The 20,943-nt window shown below is 44.9% G+C and carries 22 protein-coding genes; 3 read left to right on the top strand and 19 right to left on the bottom strand.

Features of this window, described 5'->3' with window-relative positions:
• Positions 1-32 precede the first annotated feature (32 nt).
• The 3 genes from thiI to pomA all read right to left on the bottom strand — a co-directional run bounded on the left by thiI (position 33) and on the right by pomA (position 3,545).
• Positions 33-1,481: a tRNA uracil 4-sulfurtransferase ThiI gene (thiI, locus tag AC3CHU_RS03455; RefSeq protein WP_065205057.1), complete on the bottom strand. Its 1,449-nt coding sequence runs from the start codon at positions 1,479-1,481 to the stop codon at positions 33-35.
• A 339-nt stretch (positions 1,482-1,820) separates the two neighbouring features.
• On the bottom strand, positions 1,821-2,768 hold the full coding sequence (locus tag AC3CHU_RS03450; protein WP_004734407.1) for a flagellar motor protein MotB: 948 nt from the start codon (positions 2,766-2,768) through the stop codon (positions 1,821-1,823).
• Between the two features lie 12 nt (positions 2,769-2,780).
• Entirely contained in the window at positions 2,781-3,545 is a 765-nt protein-coding gene (gene pomA / locus AC3CHU_RS03445; RefSeq protein WP_004734406.1) for a flagellar motor protein PomA, read from the bottom strand.
• 298 nt (positions 3,546-3,843) lie between these two features.
• On the opposite strand from pomA, the gene xseB reads away from it, so the two are divergent.
• Genes xseB through dxs form a run of 3 tightly spaced genes read left to right on the top strand, consistent with a single transcriptional unit; the run spans position 3,844 to position 6,896 of the window.
• Entirely contained in the window at positions 3,844-4,086 is a 243-nt protein-coding gene (xseB, locus tag AC3CHU_RS03440; protein WP_004734405.1) for an exodeoxyribonuclease VII small subunit, read from the top strand.
• A gap of 20 nt (positions 4,087-4,106) precedes the next feature.
• Entirely contained in the window at positions 4,107-4,991 is an 885-nt protein-coding gene (gene ispA / locus AC3CHU_RS03435) for a (2E,6E)-farnesyl diphosphate synthase (RefSeq protein WP_004734404.1), read from the top strand.
• Positions 4,992-5,012: 21 nt separating this feature from the next.
• Positions 5,013-6,896 carry a 1-deoxy-D-xylulose-5-phosphate synthase gene (dxs, locus tag AC3CHU_RS03430; protein WP_488525074.1) on the top strand — a complete coding sequence of 628 codons (1,884 nt, stop codon included), beginning with the start codon at positions 5,013-5,015 and terminating at the stop codon, positions 6,894-6,896.
• Between the two features lie 125 nt (positions 6,897-7,021).
• On the opposite strand, the gene AC3CHU_RS03425 is transcribed toward dxs, so the two are convergent.
• The 16 genes from AC3CHU_RS03425 to AC3CHU_RS03350 form a co-directional block, all read right to left on the bottom strand.
• The gene (locus AC3CHU_RS03425) at positions 7,022-7,381 is read right to left on the bottom strand and encodes a putative quinol monooxygenase (protein ID WP_065205060.1); all 360 of its coding nucleotides are present in this window, start codon (positions 7,379-7,381) and stop codon (positions 7,022-7,024) included.
• 50 nt (positions 7,382-7,431) lie between these two features.
• Positions 7,432-7,938, bottom strand: a complete 507-nt coding sequence (pgpA, locus tag AC3CHU_RS03420; protein ID WP_237300348.1) for a phosphatidylglycerophosphatase A — start codon at positions 7,936-7,938, stop codon at positions 7,432-7,434.
• Positions 7,938-8,912 (bottom strand): thiamine-phosphate kinase, encoded by a 975-nt coding sequence (gene thiL / locus AC3CHU_RS03415; RefSeq protein ID WP_171311724.1) that lies wholly within the window; start codon positions 8,910-8,912, stop codon positions 7,938-7,940. Before thiL ends, pgpA begins: the two co-directional genes overlap by 1 nt.
• Positions 8,913-9,027: 115 nt before the next feature.
• A complete protein-coding gene (gene nusB, locus AC3CHU_RS03410) occupies positions 9,028-9,495 on the bottom strand; it encodes a transcription antitermination factor NusB (protein WP_004734399.1) in 468 nt (155 codons plus the stop codon).
• Complete coding sequence (gene ribH / locus AC3CHU_RS03405) at positions 9,495-9,965, bottom strand: 6,7-dimethyl-8-ribityllumazine synthase (protein WP_004734398.1); 471 nt, start codon at positions 9,963-9,965, stop codon at positions 9,495-9,497. The genes nusB and ribH overlap by 1 nt, the downstream gene beginning before the upstream one ends.
• 280 nt (positions 9,966-10,245) lie before the next feature.
• Positions 10,246-11,355, bottom strand: a complete 1,110-nt coding sequence (gene ribBA, locus AC3CHU_RS03400; protein ID WP_171314987.1) for a bifunctional 3,4-dihydroxy-2-butanone-4-phosphate synthase/GTP cyclohydrolase II — start codon at positions 11,353-11,355, stop codon at positions 10,246-10,248.
• A 108-nt stretch (positions 11,356-11,463) separates the two neighbouring features.
• On the bottom strand, positions 11,464-12,120 hold the full coding sequence (locus tag AC3CHU_RS03395) for a riboflavin synthase (protein WP_004734396.1): 657 nt from the start codon (positions 12,118-12,120) through the stop codon (positions 11,464-11,466).
• Between the two features lie 52 nt (positions 12,121-12,172).
• Positions 12,173-13,288, bottom strand: coding sequence for a bifunctional diaminohydroxyphosphoribosylaminopyrimidine deaminase/5-amino-6-(5-phosphoribosylamino)uracil reductase RibD (gene ribD / locus AC3CHU_RS03390; protein WP_171314988.1), 1,116 nt, complete (start codon positions 13,286-13,288; stop codon positions 12,173-12,175).
• Between the two features lie 10 nt (positions 13,289-13,298).
• Complete coding sequence (gene nrdR, locus AC3CHU_RS03385) at positions 13,299-13,748, bottom strand: transcriptional regulator NrdR (protein WP_004734394.1); 450 nt, start codon at positions 13,746-13,748, stop codon at positions 13,299-13,301.
• Between the two features lie 156 nt (positions 13,749-13,904).
• The gene (locus tag AC3CHU_RS03380) at positions 13,905-15,155 is read right to left on the bottom strand and encodes a glutamate-5-semialdehyde dehydrogenase (protein WP_171314990.1); all 1,251 of its coding nucleotides are present in this window, start codon (positions 15,153-15,155) and stop codon (positions 13,905-13,907) included.
• 92 nt (positions 15,156-15,247) lie between these two features.
• The gene (proB, locus tag AC3CHU_RS03375; RefSeq protein ID WP_488525073.1) at positions 15,248-16,432 is read right to left on the bottom strand and encodes a glutamate 5-kinase; all 1,185 of its coding nucleotides are present in this window, start codon (positions 16,430-16,432) and stop codon (positions 15,248-15,250) included.
• A gap of 76 nt (positions 16,433-16,508) precedes the next feature.
• Complete coding sequence (gene crl, locus AC3CHU_RS03370) at positions 16,509-16,898, bottom strand: sigma factor-binding protein Crl (RefSeq protein ID WP_004734391.1); 390 nt, start codon at positions 16,896-16,898, stop codon at positions 16,509-16,511.
• 143 nt (positions 16,899-17,041) lie between these two features.
• Positions 17,042-18,295 carry an esterase FrsA gene (gene frsA / locus AC3CHU_RS03365; RefSeq protein WP_026012376.1) on the bottom strand — a complete coding sequence of 418 codons (1,254 nt, stop codon included), beginning with the start codon at positions 18,293-18,295 and terminating at the stop codon, positions 17,042-17,044.
• An 89-nt stretch (positions 18,296-18,384) separates the two neighbouring features.
• The gene (gene gpt, locus AC3CHU_RS03360; protein WP_017076234.1) at positions 18,385-18,849 is read right to left on the bottom strand and encodes a xanthine phosphoribosyltransferase; all 465 of its coding nucleotides are present in this window, start codon (positions 18,847-18,849) and stop codon (positions 18,385-18,387) included.
• An 84-nt stretch (positions 18,850-18,933) separates the two neighbouring features.
• Complete coding sequence (locus AC3CHU_RS03355) at positions 18,934-20,223, bottom strand: NCS2 family permease (protein ID WP_004734411.1); 1,290 nt, start codon at positions 20,221-20,223, stop codon at positions 18,934-18,936.
• Positions 20,224-20,744: 521 nt separating this feature from the next.
• On the bottom strand, positions 20,745-20,810 hold the full coding sequence (locus tag AC3CHU_RS03350) for a hypothetical protein (RefSeq protein WP_486679449.1): 66 nt from the start codon (positions 20,808-20,810) through the stop codon (positions 20,745-20,747).
• Between the last annotated feature and the right edge of the window lie 133 nt (positions 20,811-20,943).

Genomic DNA, 20,943 nt, shown 5'->3' with positions numbered 1-20,943 from the left:
GGCTTTGCAAAATATTCGGCTACTCTATACCACTATGGGCGGTAAACCTTCACGTTATGGAAGCCTTGCTCTTTTAGATAAAGTGCCTGTAGACGGCTCATTACACCACGATCACAGTACAGCAAGTACTCTTTTGCTTGGTCCAAGTCGCCAAACTGAGTCGAAAGCTTGAAGAACGGGATATGTTTAATTTCAACACCATCGATCTCTAGTGGGCTTTCGTCTTCTTCGTCTGGGCTACGGATATCAAGAACGATCGAGTGCTCAGCAACAGCTTGAACTTGTTCAACTTCAGGCGCTTGCTCTTGGCTCTCTTTCTCGATGTCACGGATATCCATAACTCGAGCGTTCTCGATCACTTGCTCTAGCACTTCAAAGTTAAACTTAGCTTCTTCCGCTTCTAGTTTGCCTTTCTTCGCTTTCACGGTTGGCTTCTTAGAGATAACACCACAATACTCAGGCATTACTTTCGCGAAGTCTTCAGTACCAATCTTACGAGACAGATCGATGATGTCTTCTTTGTCCCAGTTGATAAGTGGACGAAGGATCAAAGTATCGGTCACGTTGTCAATGTGGCGAAGGTTAGTTAGCGTTTGGCTAGAAACCTGACCTAATGCTTCACCGGTTACTAGGGCTTCGATACCGAAACGCTCTGCAACCATACCACCAGCACGCATGAACATACGCTTAAGAACAACGCCCATTTGGCCGTCTTCAACGTTCTCAAGGATCTCTGCAACTACAGGTTCAAAATCGATAGAGATAAACTTCACCTTTGCAGATGAACCGTATTTATCCCATAGATAGTGAGAAACTTGCTTAACACCAATCTCGTGAGCAGGGCCACCAAGATTGAAGAAGCAGTAATGCACTTTAGAACCACGTTTGATGTGTAAGTAACTTGAAACACCAGAATCAAAGCCACCAGAGATCAAGCTAAGCAGATCTTCTTGAGTACCAAGAGGGAAACCACCTAGGCCTTTATGACGTTCAATAACTTGGTTTAGCTTCTCGTTCTCGACTTCAACTTTAACGGTAATATCTGGATTTTTCAGTTTTACTTTTGCTGATTCAACCGCTTGGTTTAAACCACCACCTACGTAGCGTTCTAGCTCAATAGAGGTAAAGTCATGTTTACCACGACGCTTAGCACGTACAGAGAAAGTCTTACCTTCAATAAGAGCACCGCTTCGCTCAAGAACTTGCTCGTAAATATGATGCAGGTCTTTAAACTCTGATTGCTGAACTTCAAGGGAGTGATGAATACCCGGAGTTTGCGTCAATACTTCGAGTGTTTCTTTAAAGTATTTGTCGCTCTCAGACGTCACTTCGATGTAGTCACGACGGTTGAAGACAGCCACAGACTCAGTACGACGCTGAAGAATAGTACGAATATTACGTTCTAGAATCTTTGTGAAGCGCTTACGCACCGATTCACTTTTAATAAAAATTTCCGGATGAGGCTTAACAATAAATTTCATAGTACTTTCACGCCAATAAGGTTCACAAATTTTAGTAGGTTCATCACCACGTAAAAGGTCATTTCACATAGTTATTGAAGCAATAATAGATCAATATTAAATCTAAGGGCGCGAATTATACATGAGAAAATCAAACAAGGAAAAGAGTGCGTGCTTCAACCTCATCATTAAACTGCCTGTTATTAAAAGTAGCAGATTTCAAAACGACATAAATACAGCTGAGAGCATCATTGAAGACCACAAAACAAAAAGCCCAACCTCATCATAAGGTTGGGCTTTCGATGCTATCTGCTGACTAACGTATGTGTACCTGAAGACTAATCGCTGTCTCTCTGCCTACTACTGACCAATAACAGGCACTTCATCACTATAAAGCGGCTCACCCTGCATTATGCTGATTTCAACACGGCGGTTGAGGCTACGCTGCCATTCAGTATCATTGGGTTCAACAGGCTCTGTATCAGCCATACCGCGCACTCTCAAGCGTTGATGAGAGAAGCCACGTACCTTTTCCATCTCTTGAGCCACAGACACCGCACGCTGCGATGATAAGTCCCAATTAGAACGATAAAGCTCTGAATCCAGTCGCTGGTTATCCGTGTGCCCAGAGATACGGACAATGCCCGGTACATCTTTTACCAGTTCAGCGACCTGTCTAACCAATGGTCGAAACTTAGGTTGTAGGAAAGCAGACCCCGATGGGAACGCACCTTTCTCACGAATTCGAATAACAATCTGCTGGCCAAGGTTTTCAACCTCAATCGCGCCTTGGTCGATCTCTCGCTCCAACGCCTTCTTGATGCTTTCCATCAAGGTTTCCATCTCTTGCGATTGAGCTTCGGCTTGCTGTTGCTGTTGGTCTGACTCAGAGTTTTGATTGTCATGAGTAGAGACCTCTGGCGACTTGCCTCCCGTCATCTTGCCTTGGTCACGCATTGTTCCGCCAGCACGCTCAGATTCACCTTCATGAAACTCAAGCGTTTGCTGCGTAATATCAATGGTCTGCTGCATGATCACATCGATAGGAGTCGGCTCTGGGCGACCAGGGCGAAACTCTTGCGCAATGATGCTAGTCCCTTTAGGAATATCTTTCACTTCCAAGCGGTTTTGTACACCAAACGCAAATTTCATCGATCCAGCGATCTGTTTGAACTTCAGTACGTCCATCTCAGAGAATGAGAGCAGCAGTACGAAGAAACACATCAGCAGTGACATCAAGTCAGCAAATGTCCCCATCCATTGAGGTAACCCCGGAGGAGGACATTTACATGGATTTTCTTCATCCATCTTCAACTCCTCTTACGCGGGTTCACCATCAATCGTGCGCTTACCTTCATTGAGGTAGCTCTTGAGGTAACCATCGATAACTCGTGGGTTCTGACCATCTTGAATCGCTAATACACCATCCATCACCAGACGACGGTTTAGTGTCTCTTGGTCACGACGCAGCGCAAGCTTGTCCGCAATTGGGAAGAACACCATGTTCGAAAGGATTGCACCGTAAAGCGTAGTCAAGAGTGCAACCGCCATCGCAGGGCCGATCGCTTTTGGGTCATCCATGTTAGAAAGCATGGCAACCAAGCCAACCAAGGTACCAATCATACCCATCGCAGGTGCAACATCACCAAATGCAGAGAACACTTTCGCGCCCTGCTCATGACGCTCTGTGGTTAATGCGATGTCTTTTTGCAGTGCAGCACGCACCACATCACCATCATGGCCATCTACCAATAGGTCGATGCCCTTTTGCATGAAACTGTTGCTGATTTCCATTTCTTCAAGTGCCAAGAAGCCACCTTTACGTGCTGCATCCGCCATCTCTACCACTTTAGCGATAAGATCTTCAGGCTCATCGGCCTTAAACATAAATGCTTTGCCAGCGATTTTGGTTGCTCCAAAGAATTGTCCCATGGTGAACTTCATTAGAACAACAAACGTTGAACCACCCACCACGATCAAAATGGATGTCGTGTCATAGAACATCCCGAGGCTTCCACCTAGGATCATTGCCATGATTACAAAGGCAAATCCACCAATCAAACCTATTAGGGTTGCTAAATCCACTGAGCACTCCTCATGCTTTTTTGTAGCTCTACGTCGACGATAATCTTTTTATCGGCCAGACTATAAGATCTTTTAGTAAATTCTTGGCCTAAATATCACACTTTTCGTTTTTGAATCACAATTATTGGCTTACTTTGCTCTTATCCTTAGCGCATAAACTCGATAAAGCTAAGGTTATTCAACCAAAGTGAGTTCAAGCCCCTTAAAAACGAACTTTCTAGCAAAATTTCTTGGTTACATTTGACCATCTCAGCGGCCTAGGGTAACGTTCGTTCATATTTCCAAACGCAGATTTATTATGGCTACTAAGAAACCTGAAAATATGAGCTTTGAAGCGGCTATCGAAGAGCTTGATGGCTTGGTTGATCAACTAGAAAATGGTGATCTAGCTTTAGATGATGCGCTGAAAAAGTTCGAACGAGGCATCTCCCTCGCTCGTGCTGGTCAAAGTAAACTAAACGATGCTGAACAGCGTGTTAGCATCTTACTGCAAAATGATGAAAATGCAGAACTTAGTGACTTTAACCCACAACCAGAATAACGAATTGTATGAGATCCCCTATGATCGAGACTTTATTGTCTTATCAAGCACGTAATAACGAGCAGCTGAACCTTTGGCTTGATCGCCTGCCACACCAAAATCAGAACCTTATCAACGCGATGCGTTATGGGTTACTTTTAGGCGGCAAACGCGCACGTCCATTTCTTGTCTACATTACAGGGGAAATGCTCGGCTGTACCGCTGAAGAACTCGATACTCCAGCTTCTGCAATCGAATGTATTCATGCCTATTCTCTGATTCACGACGACCTTCCAGCAATGGATGACGATGAACTTCGTCGTGGCCATCAGACTTGTCACATCAAATACGATGAAGCAACGGCAATTTTAACTGGCGATGCCCTACAAACTCTCGCGTTTACTATACTTGCGGAAGGCACATTAAGTGCTGACGGGGAAAGCAATCGCGTTCGAATGATTCAACGCCTAGCTGAAGCGTCTGGTGCACAAGGCATGTGCATTGGACAAGCTCTTGATATTGAAGCTGAAAACCGCTCTGTCACGCTAGAAGAGTTAGAAGAAGTTCACCGTAACAAGACTGGCGCTCTAATGAAGAGTGCGATTCGTTTAGGTGCTCTGGCTGCTGGCGAAAAAGCGTTTGAAGTGATGCCTCAATTAGATAAGTACGCCGATGCAATCGGGTTAGCCTTCCAAGTTCAGGATGATATTTTAGATATCATTAGCGATACCGAAACTTTGGGTAAACCACAGGGCTCTGACCAAGATTTGAACAAAAGCACCTACCCTTCTTTGTTAGGTTTAGAGGGCGCTCAAGAAAAAGCGCAAACTCTGCTACAGGAAGCGCTTCAAGCTTTGGCTGCAATCCCATACAATACCCAGTCACTCGAAGAGTTCGCCCGATACGTCATCGAGCGCAAGAACTAAGACAATAAGCGCGCATTACCTATGACTCTTGATATATCAAAGTACCCAACTCTTGCTTTGGCTGATAAGCCAGAGGATTTGCGTCTACTTCCAAAAGAGACGCTTACACAGCTTTGTGATGAATTACGTACCTATCTTCTTAACTCGGTGAGCCAGTCAAGTGGTCACTTAGCGTCAGGCTTAGGTACAGTAGAGCTAACCGTTGCTCTGCACTATGTGTACAACACGCCTTTTGACCAATTGGTTTGGGATGTTGGCCACCAAGCCTATCCACACAAGATTCTTACGGGTCGTCGCGACCGCTTGTCGACTATCCGTCAAAAAGATGGACTGCACCCATTCCCATGGCGTCAAGAGAGCGAATACGACACCCTATCTGTTGGTCACTCTTCAACATCGATCAGTGCCGGACTTGGGATGGCGATCAGTGCGAAGAAAGAAGGTAAGAATCGTAAAGTCGTAAGCGTTATTGGTGATGGCGCGATTACCGCAGGTATGGCTTTCGAAGCCATGAACCACGCGGGCGATATTCACAATGACATGCTAGTTATCCTTAATGATAACGAGATGTCGATCTCTGAAAACGTCGGTGCTCTAAACAACCACTTAGCTCAAGTTCTTTCTGGCAGTCTTTACACGTCTATTCGTGAGGGTGGCAAGAAAGTGCTATCAGGCGTTCCGCCGATTAAAGAGCTCGTTCGTCGTACAGAAGAACATCTAAAAGGCATGGTTGTCCCTGGCACCATGTTCGAAGAGTTAGGCTTCAACTACATTGGTCCAATTGATGGTCACGATGTGAATGAGCTGATTAAAACGCTCAAGAACATGAGAGATCTTAAAGGTCCTCAGTTCCTGCATATCATGACGAAGAAAGGCAAAGGCTACGAGCCAGCTGAGAAAGATCCAATTGGCTACCATGGCGTACCTAAATTCGATCCGGCACATTCAAGTCTGCCTAAGAGCACCAGCTCTAAACCAACTTTCTCTAAGATTTTTGGCGACTTCCTATGCGATATGGCCGCTCAAGATCCTAAGCTAATGGCGATCACGCCTGCAATGCGTGAAGGTTCTGGTATGGTTCGTTTCTCTAAAGAATACCCAGAACAGTACTTTGATGTAGCGATTGCTGAGCAGCACGCTGTGACGCTAGCCACCGGTATGGCTATTGCGGGTGATAAGCCAATTGTGGCTATCTACTCGACTTTCCTACAACGTGGCTACGATCAACTGATCCACGATGTTGCCATCATGGATCTACCGGTTATGTTCGCTATTGACCGTGCAGGTCTTGTCGGTGCTGATGGTCAAACACACCAAGGTGCGTTCGACTTAAGCTTTATGCGCTGCATTCCAAACATGGTGATCATGGCACCAAGCGACGAAAACGAATGTCGCCAAATGCTTTACACCGGCCACCAGCACACAGGGCCAAGTGCCGTTCGTTACCCTCGCGGTAATGGCATGGGTACTGAGATTCAAAGTGAGTTTACCGCTCTTGAGATTGGTAAAGGTCGTATCGTTCGCGAAAGTGCAAAAGCAAAAGATGGCTCGAAGGTCGCTATCCTGAGCTTTGGTACTTTCCTTGAAAGTGCACTTCAAACCGCAGATGCTATCAATGCGACAGTTGCAGACATGCGTTTTGTGAAACCGCTAGATGAAGCTCTGATCAAACAACTTGCTGCTGACCACGATGTACTAGTGACTATCGAAGAAAACGCGATTGCAGGTGGTGCGGGCGCGGGTGTGATTGAGTTCTTGATGCAAGAAAAACTACTGATGCCTGTTTTAAACCTTGGCCTACCTGACAAATTTATTGCTCAAGGTACTCAAGGTGAGCTGCATGAAGAGCTTGGCTTAGATGCGAAAGGTATTGAGAAGTCTATCTCCGACTACCTTGCCAAATAGCTTTCACAAGCAAACAGCATAAGCTGCAAAACAAAAAAGGTTGGCCCTAGGGTCAACCTTTTTAGTATCTGCTAACTGATAAACTATTCGTTGTTTAGCTGTTAGTTATTAGCAATTAAGCCTGCTTAGCAACAAGGCTTAAGTACTGGTGCGTCATAGTTCTCTGGTTCGTCAGAGTAGATAGCAACGTTGAAGTTCTCAACCAAGCCTGTCTCTTCAACGCACTGCTCTTGGAAGAATTGCTGAATCTCACGACGTTGGCAATGCGCTTCAAACGCTTCGTTGTCTGCCCAGATTTCATTGAATGCGATAGGGAAACTCTCACCTTCAGCAAATGGGCTCTTGATGTGACGAGTCACTGTATATTGGATACAACCGTCTTCACGCATTGTGTTTGGCTCTAGTGACTTTAACACTTCAAACAACTCGTTCAATTTGCCTTCTTTAGGCTGAAATTGAGCAACGCAGTAAACCTTCTTAGACATTGTAATTCCTTGTTTTGATCTATTATCGTCAGTGCTTTGGATATTGATTCTTAAACGAGCCAACCTGAAAAATGAGCCACTGCATACAGCGAAATCGCCGCCATAATACCCGCCACGATATCATCAATCATGATACCTAAGCCGCCGTGAACTCGCTTGTCTAACCAACCAATTGGCCAAGGCTTTACCATATCGAAAAAACGAAACAGAACAAAGCCAGCAAATAGCCATTTCCAATCATTAACAGGAATACCCAACAACGGCACTAGGCCCATGGTGATCCAAAAGCCCGCAAACTCATCCCATACAATAGAGCCGTGATCGTGCACGCCCATGTCATCAGACGTCACTTGGCATATTTTGATACCAATAATGCAGCTCACAACCACAAGAATGACATAAATAGGGAAAGGTAACTGAACCAGCAATAGATAAAATGGGATCGACGCAAGCGTGCCCATGGTGCCGGGAATAATCGGCGATAAGCCACTACCAAAACCCGTTGCCAATAAGTGCCAAGGATTTTTAAGAGAGATTGCAGAAATTGGGTTTGTCATCAATTAACCTTAAAGTGATCGTAACCAGTTAAGTTCCAACTCAGTGGTTCACCATTATTGTGTAATTCAAAATATTCTACAGGTCTTATCTGGCCAATGCAGGTGACTTTTGTTCCAGTGTGTGACAAAGCACTTTCCAACGAGCCTTTATTCTCTTCCGGCACAGTAAAGCACAGTTCGTACTCTTCACCACTGGTCAACGCATACTGTTGAGCCGAAGCAATATCAGATGCGAACTGGCGTAGTTCTGGAGAAATTGGCAGCGTACTCACATCAATGCTCGCACCAACCTGAGAACGCTTAAGGATATGTTTTAAATCAGCAATAACACCGTCAGAGATATCAATAGCAGACGAAGCAAGGTTCACGAGCGCTTGACCAGCCAATACTCGAGGAACGCTCATATAGTGTCTTTCTTCAAGCTCGAGAGCATAAGGTTTGACTTTGTTCTGTTCAGGATCAAGCAATACTTCTAGGCCGGCTTTGCTATCACCTAGGTTACCCGTTACGTAAATCCAGTCGCCCACTTTAGCGCCATCTCTACGCAGTGCTCGACCTTCTGGCACAAAACCTTGTACAGTCAATGTCAGACTTAGGGGCCCTTTGGTTGTATCACCGCCAATTAACTGAATACCAAAGTAGTCAGCGAGCTTGAAGAAGGAGTCACAGAAGGGAGCAAGCCATTCTTCATCAACTTCTGGCATAGTTAACGCAAATGAAACCCAAGCAGGTGTCGCACCCATCGCAGCAAGGTCGCTAATATTGGAAGCCAAAGCCTTGTGTGCCACCCAAGCAGGGTTAGCCTCTGCTAAGAAATGTGTGCCTGCAACTAAGGTGTCGGTGCTGATCGCTATCTCAACATTACTTGGCGCTTTGACTAAAGCACAGTCATCGCCCGCAGCCAGATGTACGTCTTTACGTTGTGGTTGTCGATTTACAAAATATTTTTCAATCAGGTTAAATTCGCCAGACATCACATGCCCTATCTTTAGTCTTCATACAAATCACCGTAATTATTGATATTACAGAAATTTAGTTACAAAAAAGGCCAGCATAAAAGCTGACCTTTAGATTCAATATACGAACGTCTTATTTCTTACGAACGTGTGGTGCAGCTTTATCAAGCACACCGTTAACAAACTTATGGCTGTCTTCTGCTGCAAATACTTTTGCAAGCTCGATAGCTTCGTTGATAACCACTTTGTATGGTACATCTTCGCGACGAGTCATCTCGTACATAGCTAAACGTAGAAGCGCTAGTTCCATCAAATCCAGATCTTGCATAGGGCGAGATACGAATGGACGAAGCTTGCTATCAAGTTCCATGTGGCTAAGAGCAACACCAGTTAGTAAGTCGCGGAAGTATGCAACGTCTGTTTCTGGCATAGCGAGAGCAGGTTCTGCGGCATGATGCTCTTCTTCATCATACTTACCACCAGATAAGAACTGTTCTTCAACGGTAGCAATATTTTCTTTAGTAATTTGCCAAGAATAAATTGCTTGTAGAGCAAATTGACGTGCGTTACGACGTGCGGCTGGTTTCACACTGGCCCCCATTAGGAATCGATTTCAGAAAGAACGTTGATCATCTCAAGTGCGCTAAGTGCGGCTTCTGCACCCTTATTACCAGCCTTGGTTCCTGCGCGTTCAATAGCTTGATCGATCGTATCAACAGTAAGAACACCAAACGCGACTGGAAGTGAAAACTCCAGAGACACTTGTGCCAAACCTTTATTACATTCACTACAAACATAGTCAAAGTGAGGTGTACCGCCACGGATTACTGTACCAAGAGATACAATCGCATCGAACTTACCTGTTTTTGCAACGCGTTGCGCTACAAGTGGAAGTTCTACTGCACCAGGGCAACGAACAACAGTGATGTTGTCTTCGCTTACTTGTCCATGACGCTTTAAAGTATCGATTGCACCAGAAAGTAAACTTTCGTTAATAAAACTGTTGAAACGAGCAATAACGATAGCAATTTTTGCATTTGGCGCTGGGAAGCCACCCTCGATCACTTTCATAAGCCTTCCTTTAACTATTTTCATCAAGTGAGAATCGCCGGATTCTAGCACAAAACTGTGAGCAATATCTAATGCTAATTTAGAAGAACAGACACCGGAGATGTAAAGATGATAACGCAGCACGGCTCTCAACCATATAGGAGCAACCAGTAGTCAAGCTCGTGTATTTAACACGTTTTGAATCGGGCTTAACTACTTTGCTCTTTTGGCAAAACTAATCACCAAAAGAGCCACTGGAATCATCGGTAAATTATGTTGCTATAAACAGAGATATATCGACTTACTCGCAAACATACTCAACAACGTTAAGACCAAAACCACCCAATGCGTGGTAACGCTTAGTACTTGAAGACAGCAAACGCATATCGTGAACGCCTAGGTCTTGTAGAATCTGAGAACCTACGCCAACACGACGAGAGGTACCCTGCTTCTTAGCCATGGTTGGTTGCTCATTCTTATCTTGAGCTTCGAATGTCTTCACTTTGTGAATCAAAGAATCTGAAGACTCTTCGTTGCCCAGAATAACCAACACACCGCCCTCGTCGCCAATGCGCTTCATCGCTTTATCTAGCGACCAACTACGCTCGGTACCGCGATCTGAATGAAGCAGATCGGTAAACGTGTCATGCAGGTGAACACGCACTAATGGAGCACCTTCAGACAGGTCGCCTTTTTGCATCGCGTAGTGGATCTGGTTATCAATTGTGTCACGGTAAGTCACTAGCTCAAAATCACCAAACTCTGTTGGCAGATGGCATTGTGCTACACGTTCAATCGTCGTTTCAGTGTTGTTACGGTATTCAATCAAGTCAGCAATGGTGCCCAGTTTGATATCGTGTTTTTCAGCGAAGACTTCAAGATCAGGACGACGTGCCATGGTGCCATCGTCATTTAGGATCTCAACGATAACAGACGCTGGCTCACAGCCTGCTAGACGAGCTAAATCACAACCTGCTTCAGTGTGGCCTGCGCGTGTTAGAACACCACCTTCTTGAGCTGTCAGTGGGAAGATATGACCAGGTTGAACTAAGTCAGCCGCTTTCGCATCTTTTGACACAGCCGCTTGAACGGTAACAGCGCGGTCTGATGCAGAAATACCCGTTGTTACGCCCTCAGCAGCTTCAATTGAAACCGTAAAGTTCGTCGTGTATTGAGCATTGTTGTCTTGAACCATAGGCGCTAGACCCATGCGATTTGAACGCTCTTTCGTCAACGTTAGGCAAATTAAGCCACGGCCATACATCGCCATAAAGTTAATCGCTTCTGGCGTCACATGTTCTGCTGCCATGATCAGATCGCCTTCATTCTCGCGATCTTCATCATCCATCAGGATAACCATTTTTCCTAGGCGAATGTCTTCAATAATTTCTTGAGGAGTACTAATTGGCATTGTTCTATATCCTTTGAAATGGTTCTGCTTCCTAGAACCGACACTATTTAAACCTGATGATATTGCTCGCTTTTACAAAGTGATGTTTAGTGCACTTTGTACCAACGGTTAGGCAAAACCATTCTGCTGTAAGAATTCCATCGTTAATCGAGATTCAGGCTCAGATTCTTGTTGCTGACCTTGCAGTAAACGCTCCATGTAGCGCGCTAATACATCGACTTCTAGATTCACTTTACGACCAACATTGAATTGATCGATGGTGGTTTCTGAAGAAGTGTGAGGAACGATCGTCAGCTTAAAGGCATTCTTGCGTAAATCATTCACAGTCAGGCTAATGCCGTCAACGGTGACTGAACCTTTTTGAGCCACGTACTTTGAGATCTCTGCTGGCATTTCAACCCAGAACTCAATCGCACGACCAACTTGGTTACGCTCAACAATCTCACCGACACCATCAACGTGACCCGATACGATATGACCACCGAAACGCGTGGTCGGTAGCATTGCTTTCTCTAGGTTGACCTTATCGCCAGCTTGGTAATCCACAAAACCCGTTTTTTTCAGGGTCTCAAGCGAAAGGTCTGCACTGTAGCTGTGGTCGTTATACTCAACGACCGTCAAACACACACCATTGGTCGCGATACTGTCGCCTAACTTAACGTCAGCCATATCAAGATTACCAACATTAACCGTTACGGTGATGTCTTCTCCGCGGGGAGTGATTGCACTCAATGTACCTACGGCTTCTACAATTCCTGTAAACATTTTAAAACTCTTTTTGTTGTCAACGACACGTATGCTGTTGGAATGACTATTTCTACTGTGGTTTCGTCGCGATAATAGGTTTCGCGACGATGCGAATATCCACACCAACCTGTCGAACATCTTTAATTTCTAGGTCAATCACATCAGACATTGAAGTGAGCCCTAATGCGCCCATCAAACCTCGTCCGTCACTGCCCATAAGTTTAGGCGCTAAATAGAGGATTAGCTCATCCACTAGCCGTGCTTCAATCAAGCTCTTGGCCAATGTCGCGCCCGCTTCGACCCAAATATGGTCAATATGATTCGCTGGCAATTGACGCATTAAATCGTGTAAGTCCAGCTGACCTGTATTCGTTGTTCCGACTGTAATATCAGCAGAGGTTTCAGCGACTCTCAATACCGAAGTTGGAGTCTGGAATAACTTGAGCTCAGGATACAGTTGATTTTGGCGATCAAGGATCACACGAATCGGCTGACGCAACTCGCCTTCAAGGTAATTTATTTTGGTATTGCTTGGCAATTCTGCCCAGCGAACATTTAACGACGCGTTGTCTTCAATCACCGTCTGGCTAGTTGATAGCACCGCACCTGCTTTTGCTCGGTAATTCTGAACATCACGACGCGCTTCTGGTGAGGTGATCCACTGGCTTTGACCATTTCCCAATGCCGTTTGCCCATCAAGGCTAGAGGCCATCTTTAACTGAACGAATGGCATGCGCGTTTGCATACGCTTGATAAATGCAGGATTCAAGTCGAGAGCATCTTGCTCTAATAAACCGATTTCAACCTCAATGCCGGCGTCGCGTAGCATTTTGATACCACGACCTGCAACTTTTGGGTTTGGGTCCTGCATGGCACAAATCACTTTGGCTACTTGAGCCTTAATCAAACCTTCAGCACAAGGTGGCGTTCGACCATAGTGCGAGCAAGGTTCTAGCGTGACATAAGCGGTCGCACCTTTTGCCTTATCGCCAGCCATTCGCATGGCATGTACTTCAGCATGAGGTTCACCGGCTTTGGCGTGAAAACCTTCACCAACGATCTGACCGTCGGTTTGCACGATGACACAACCCACATTTGGGTTTGGCGCAGTGGTGTAAATGCCGCGTTTGGCTAACTGAATAGCACGCGACATCATTTGAAAATCTAGGGGAGTAAAGTTTGACATGATTGAGGCGTTAATCCTCTAATTTAGCGATTTCTTCGCCAAACTCTCGGATGTCTTCAAAGCTGCGGTAAACAGAGGCAAAACGAATGTACGCCACTTTATCCAATTCTTTTAATTGGCCCATCACAAGATTACCAATCATCTCGCTTGGTACTTCACGCTCACCAGTTGCACGGAGTTGTGACTTAATCGTACTGATCGCAAGTTCAATCGCATCAGCACTCACTGGGCGTTTTTCTAGGGCGCGCTGTACACCACCCACCATTTTATCTTCATTAAATGGTTCGCGGTTTCCATTCGACTTTATGACTTTCGGCATCACAAGTTCTGCCGATTCGAAAGTCGTAAAACGTTCACTACATGCAAGGCATTGACGGCGACGACGAACCTGATGGCCATCGGCTACCAGTCTTGAATCGATTACTTTAGTGTCGTTCTCTGAACAAAAAGGACAATGCATATCACCTCCAAATAATTGAATATCAGTGTAACGGAATTGCCAAACGTTAGGAAAGAAAAAGGGCCAATTAAGGCCCTTTTGTGTGGTGATTCATTGATTATTGCTACTCGATCGCCATTTCAAAAATGAGCTGAGGAGTAAAATTAACGACCAGCGTTAACCGCGAATCAAATAGTTCGCTTTACCCACCCATTTGTAGCTTGTCAGTTCTTCTAAGCCCATTGGGCCTCGAGCGTGCAGCTTCTGGGTTGATACTGCGACTTCAGCGCCTAAACCAAACTGTGCGCCATCAGTAAAACGTGTTGATGCATTTACATAAACCGCCGCAGAACCGACAGAGTTAATAAAGCGCTCTGAGCTCTCTAGGCTGTTGGTCATGATCGCATCTGAGTGACTCGCGTTGTGTACACGCATGTGGTCAATCGCTTCTGCCACATCCGCTACCACTTTTACGCCTAGCGTGTAGCTTAGCCATTCAGTGTCAAAGTCGCCTTCAATCGCATCACGTTGGTCTTCAAAACCCGCTAGCAGCGATTTTGAGCTAGTGTCAGCAACCAAGGTAACCTTGCCTGCTAAACGCTGTTTCAGCTTAGCAAGGAAAGCCTCAGCAACCGCTTCATGCACTAGCAATGTATCTAACGAGTTACACGCTGATGGGCGTTGAACTTTTGAGTTTTCGACCACATCTACCGACTTTTCAAGGTCCGCACTTTCATCAACAAAGATATGGCTGATACCAAAGCCGCCGATGATCACTGGGATGGTGCTGTTCTCTTTACACATCTTGTGTAAACCAGCGCCACCACGAGGAATGATCATATCCACGTAGTCATCCAACTTAAGCAGTTGAGATACTAATTCACGATCAGGTTTTTCAATGTACTGAACTGAAGCGGCAGGAAGCTCAGCTTTCTCTAATGCAGACTGGATAACTTTAACCAGTTCCATGTTCGAGAAGAACGTCTCTTTACCACCACGTAGAATGCTTGCGTTACCTGTCTTCAAACACAGAGCTGCAATATCAATGGTTACGTTTGGACGCGCTTCATAGATAACACCAACCACACCAAGCGGCACACGGCGGCGAGACAGTGACATACCGTTTTCCAGTACCTTACTGTCCATTTCGCTGCCTACTGGGTCGTTCAGGCTAATCACGTTACGCACATCGTTAGCGATACCGGTTAAGCGCTCTTCGTTGAGCAACAGGCGATCTAAAAGTGCATCAGTCAGGCCCGCTTCACGGCCAAGTTCGATATCTTTTGCGTTCGCTTCTAGAATATCTACCGCGTTTGCTTCTAACTCATCAGCGATGATCGCCAATGCTTTGTTCTTCTGCGCCGTTGATGCGGTCGCTAGGTGAAAAGCAGCGTCTTTTGCTGCGATACCCATATTAGTTAAATCCACGTTTAACTCTCCCTAAATTCTGTCTGTCTTTGGATGTAAAAAGGCGATTTACGATTATGTATATTCGCAGCGCATCGCCTTATCATCACGAACTACTCTTGAATCACAACTAGGTCGTCACGATGAATGACTTCTGACCCATAATCGTATCCAAGAATGTTGCCAATATCTTTACTGTGCTTGCCTGCAATTTTTGCTAGGTCTTGGCTTGAATAACTGGCGATACCACGCGCAATCACTTTGCCTTTACTGTCTGTGACTTGAGTGACTTCACCACGAGAGAATTCGCCTTTAACTCGAACAACCCCTTTCGCCAACAAGCTACTGCCCTTAGTATTAACTGCGTTCACCGCTCCATCGTCGACTACGATGTCACCAGCAGAAGCTGGGCCCGCTAGAATCCAACGTTTACGGTTTTCAAGCGCTTCAGCTAAAGGCAAGAAACGTGTGCCTTGTGGGTTGTCACTCAATGAATCAAACACCACATTTTCAGCACTGCCTGCTGCAATAATCACTTCGATACCCGCACGACGAGCAATATCAGCCGCCTGCAGTTTTGTCGCCATGCCGCCGGTACCTAACGTAGTACCACTGCCACCTGCGATCTTACGCAGTGTGTCATCAATGGTTTTTACTTCTTTGATTAGCTCAGCATTTGGGTCTTTACGAGGGTCTGCCGTAAACAGGCCTTTTTGGTCGGTTAATAGCAAAAGCTTATCAGCGCCGCATAAAATACCAACCAGTGCCGACAAGTTATCGTTGTCACCCACTTTAATTTCATTGGTGGCTACTGCATCGTTTTCGTTTACTACCGGAATAATATCGTGCTCAACGAGCGCGTTGATCGTGTCACGTGCATTCAGAAAACGCTCGCGATCATCGAGATCAGCACGAGTCAGTAGCATCTGGCCAATCTTAAGGCCATAGATAGCAAACAAAGACTCCCAAACTTGAATCAACTGACTTTGCCCAACTGCCGCAAGCAATTGTTTGCTTGCCATCGAGTTGGGAAGTGCGGGGTAACCAAGGTGCTCACGTCCGGCTGCAATTGCACCAGACGAAACCATAACCACAGAGTGGCCTTGTTTTTTTAATTCAGCACATTGACGAACCAGCTCAACCATGTGAGCACGGTCTAATGCCAATGTTCCACCAGTTAAGACACTGGTACCCAGTTTAACAACGACAGTTTTACTCTGTGTTGTTGTCCCGCTTTGATGATTTGTTGTCATGAAGTCTTTTATGAATAAAACAAATAAGAGGTGATGTTTTAGCAATCAACAGGGGAATTCACAAGCAGAAAAGGTGCGAAATCGCACCTTTTTGCTTTATAGAGAAGAGTAACCTTCAAAATCAGACGAATTCGACAGACTCTTCGTCTAACTGAACGCCGATTTCAAATTTCTTTTGAAGTTCGTCAACCAGCTTTTGGTGAAAGGCTTCTTGAGTTCGAGACACCTCAGCGACCGCCTTTTTAGGTAATGGCAAAGGATCCCAGTTACCATCAATGTTGTATTTACCCGTGTTGTACTTCGCCGAGAATCCTTCTTCCGACTTATCCAACTCTAACCACCAGCCCCAGAACTCACGCTCTTCTGGTGACTTTTTATCGTTCACACACACAGACAAGCAATCAAAAATGTAATGACCATCTTCTGATTGCGGTTCCCTCAAGTAAGGCCCAATAGCCTTTAAAACGTTTAACAAGCGATAATGCGTAGGTTGTTGTGTCACTTCTGACATATTGAATCTCCATTTCAATGTTAAGAATGACGTTACTCAGACTGCAATACGTAGAAAACACGCAGTTGGATTTTATAAATTTTCTCTGAGTATCAGGTACTTACTTTGTACACTTTTCATGCTTAACTAATTTCGGAGAAATGTCATCTAAATAATTCATCCTCAAGCCATTTTATCGCTAATTCGAGGGATTGCTCATACCCCTGTGTAATTGATTTGGTTTTGATTTTCTTCGCTTTGCCGTAATCACTGTAAATAGCAACCAGTTGATTATCCAGATGCGGTGAAACAGGGTCACCTTCCAAAGCCAATGCCAAAATAGGAACGCTGGTTTTACTGTTAGCCAGCAAGCCTTGCACCTTGAGTGACCAAGCCATCAGTTGCCCAGAAAGGCTATTGATATCCACTGCTCCTTTGCCAAGGCGAGAAGCCAACACATCCAAATGCATCTTGGGCATCTGCTTGAGTTTGTCCGCATGAACAAAGATATCGTGGATCGGTGCGCCAAGAGAGATACAGGCTTTGAGTTTGTGCTGCTCAAGGAAGGATAACCTCACCATCGCGTTACCACCGAATCGGAACCCAAACAGACCGACTTTATGATGGTCCACCCATGGAATGTTAGGCAGTTCATTCAGCACGGCTTGATGCAGGCAAGAAGAATCTTCCGTCAAAGGCCAATGCGAACTGTGCCCTATCGACGGCATATCAATCGTTAGCATCGCAATGTTTTTCGGTGCTAGGTAATCTCTAAACAAACGCCACATGTCAGTTTGCAGACTATCTAAACCTGCACTCACGATCACGACAGGTTGTGGTTTGTCTGTTTTGGTTAGATGTAAGTTCGCCTTAATCTTTTTGTTTTGATACGGCACTTCGATTTGTTTGACGATCAATTTGGTGTGTTTGATCGCTTCAGAATACGCCGCATTCGCTAATACCTGTGCCTGAGCAGCAAGGTTATCGTTCTTTAGGTGTGGGTAGCCCGCAATGCTGAAACACAGCGATGCTGAAAATAACTCTTCAGCCATTTCTTCGCCGTTCTTTTCATTAGAACGATTCTGATGCTGCATACCTAGCTTGGTCCACTCGTATGCCCAGTTACCGCTGCGGTAACCCATCACGGTGTCTAGCCACTCATCAGTCGTGCGTGAATTGTCTGATGACGCAATGCGAGCCAATACCGCTTCTTGCTCAATTGGGTTAACGCCTTGCCATACCCACTGAAGACGTCTTAGGTTTCGATACCAAGATGAGTTCTGCTCTTCACGCTTTTTATCCAACAGTTCTTCTGAACTTGGCATGTAGCGAGTAAGCATTGAGGTCTCTTTGGCCTGCTTGTGCTTTACAAACAAGGTTTCCGAAAGGTTCGAGCTCGTTTCTTCTGATTCAGACATTGGGATACTTAATAAGAAATGGTTGTTACTAATCATATAAAAAAAAATGACCCTATAAAGGGTCATTTCTCAAAAAACTAAGTTTACGCTTATTTTGACTTGCGATTTACTGGCTCAATGAAGCTTAAGCTAGTATCCCAAGGTTGCTCAATCCATGTGTCTTGAGCGATATCCACGATGTACTCGTCTAATAAGTGTGCGCCAGATGGTTTTGCACAAACAGCAATCAGTTTCGCTTTAGGGTACATTTCGCGAAGCTTGCGTGCAGTGTCACCACTATCAACAAGATCTTCAACGATTAAGAAGCCTTCACCATCACCTTCAGGTGCTTTAACTACAGTCATATCACGCTGGTGATCGTGGTCGTAGCTAGAAATACAAATCGTATCTACGTGACGAATACCTAGCTCACGAGCCAAGATTGCACCGGGAACCAAACCACCACGGCTTACCGCCCAGATGCCTTTCCACTGCTCTGCTGGCATTTGCTTTTCAGCAAGTTGACGGCAGTAAGTCTGCATGTTGTCCCAAGTGATAATGAATTTGTTGCTCATAGTATAAAACCTAATAATTTTGTCATGTTATTAGAGGCTATTTCAAACATAGCCTCTTCAGCGATTAAGCAGAAATCTAGACGATTAAGCGAAAATGTATTTAAGAATAAAGATAACGGACATTACCCACACAGCAGGTGAAACGTCGCGACCTTTACCACTTAGCAGCTTAATTGCAGCGTAAGCGATGAAACCTAGTGAGATACCCTCAGCGATAGAGTACGTCAGCGGCATAAGCAGACATGTTACCACGACTGGTGCGGCTTCCGTAAGATCACGCCAATCAATGCCAACTAGGCCAGACATCATCAGAATTGCTACATAGAAAAGTGCACCTGATGTTGCGTAAGCCGGAATCATACCTGCAAGTGGCGAGAAGAAAAGAGCCAGTAGGAATAAGATACCAACAACAACAGCAGTTAGACCGGTACGACCGCCTTCAGCAACACCCGCAACACTCTCAACATAAGAAGTTGTGTTTGATGTACCTAGCAATGCACCAATAGATGTTGCTGTAGAGTCAGCAAGCAGTGCTTTGTTCAAGCGCGGTAGTTTACCGTCTTCTTTGATTAGGTTTGCTTTCGTTGCAACACCAACCAGAGTACCCGCTGTATCGAACAAATCGACGAACAAGAATGCGAATACAACTGAAATCATACCGATTTCAAATACAGCAGAGAAATCAAGCTGCATGAATGTAGGTGCAAGGCTCGGTGGTGTCGACATGATGCCGCCGTATTGAACGTCACCGATCGCAATACCAATCGCTGTGATAGCGAGAATCGCGATCATTACTGCGCCTTTCACACCACGGTGAACAAGAGCAATAGTAATGAAGAAACCAAGCGCGCCTAAAATAGGAGCAATCGCGGTAATGTCGCCCAGTGAAACTTTAGTCGCTGGGTTAGAAACAACGATGCCTGCATTGCTAAGCGCGATAAACGCTAGGAAAAGGCCGATACCAGCAGAGATACCAACACGCAGAGACATAGGGATCGAGTTGATAATCCATTCACGAATCTTAAAGATACTTAAGAAGATGAAGATTACGCCTGATACGAAAACCGCTGCCAGAGCAACTTGCCATGTATAACCCATACCCATTACAACAGCGTAGGTAAAGAATGCGTTCAAACCCATGCCTGGAGCTTGAGCAATTGGGTAGTTAGCAACAAAGCCCATGATGAAACAGCCAATAGCAGCCGCTAAACAGGTTGCTACAAATACAGCGCCATGGTCCATACCAGCATCAGCTAGAATCATTGGGTTTACAAAAATGATGTAAGCCATTGTTAGGAAGGTTGTTAGACCTGCGATGATTTCAGTGCGCACATTGGTGCCATTTTCACTGAGTTTGAATAGCTTTTCGAACATTATCGAATCCTATAAGGGTAAAAAGTAAACGGTTGCGTAAACGATTGGCTGTGGATTATAAAGTTATCAAATAACAAATTCCAGATAGAATTAAGGCTCTAATCGATATTTATCAGAATGCCGTATGAAACAAAGCGATTAAAAACGAGAAGCAACAAGAATAATAATGATTAAAAACAATGGTTTAATCAAAATAAAGGCGATAATATTACTTGGTTATTTTTTCAACCATCGGTTATTTCCATTGAGAATGTAGCCATCATATTCTCAATTTAAACCCACAAGAGTTGTGTATTTTTCAACAGAATCAGTAATAAGACGCAAATTGATATTTTGGCGTTTAAAAAACAACCACTAAGAACAGCAAAGAAAGTGACAAGCGAAAGCGGTTTGGGAAAGTAGCAGGCAAAAAAAACGCCACTCAAAACTGAGTGGCGGTAGAATCTGTCAACCAAAAGGGCTGTAAAAGAATTCCAATATATAGGGGTGAACAAAACTGTTCGAGTTACATGCTTACGGTATTAGTAACCAAAGCTTGTAGGGTATGCAAAGTTGCTAGTGTAAACAGAGCTGTTAATCCAGAACATTGCAGATGGTAAACCTTTCATAACTATCACCTTAATAAATCAATAAAAAACGAATTTGATTTCTCGGTTCCTTGGAGGCGATAAAACGGACTCATCCTTTGAGCATTTACTCTTCATCTCAGAAGTTGGTTAT

It is taken from the genome of Vibrio sp. QJM3NY_39, from assembly GCF_057785895.1.
This window is presented reverse-complemented; position numbering and strand designations above follow the sequence as displayed.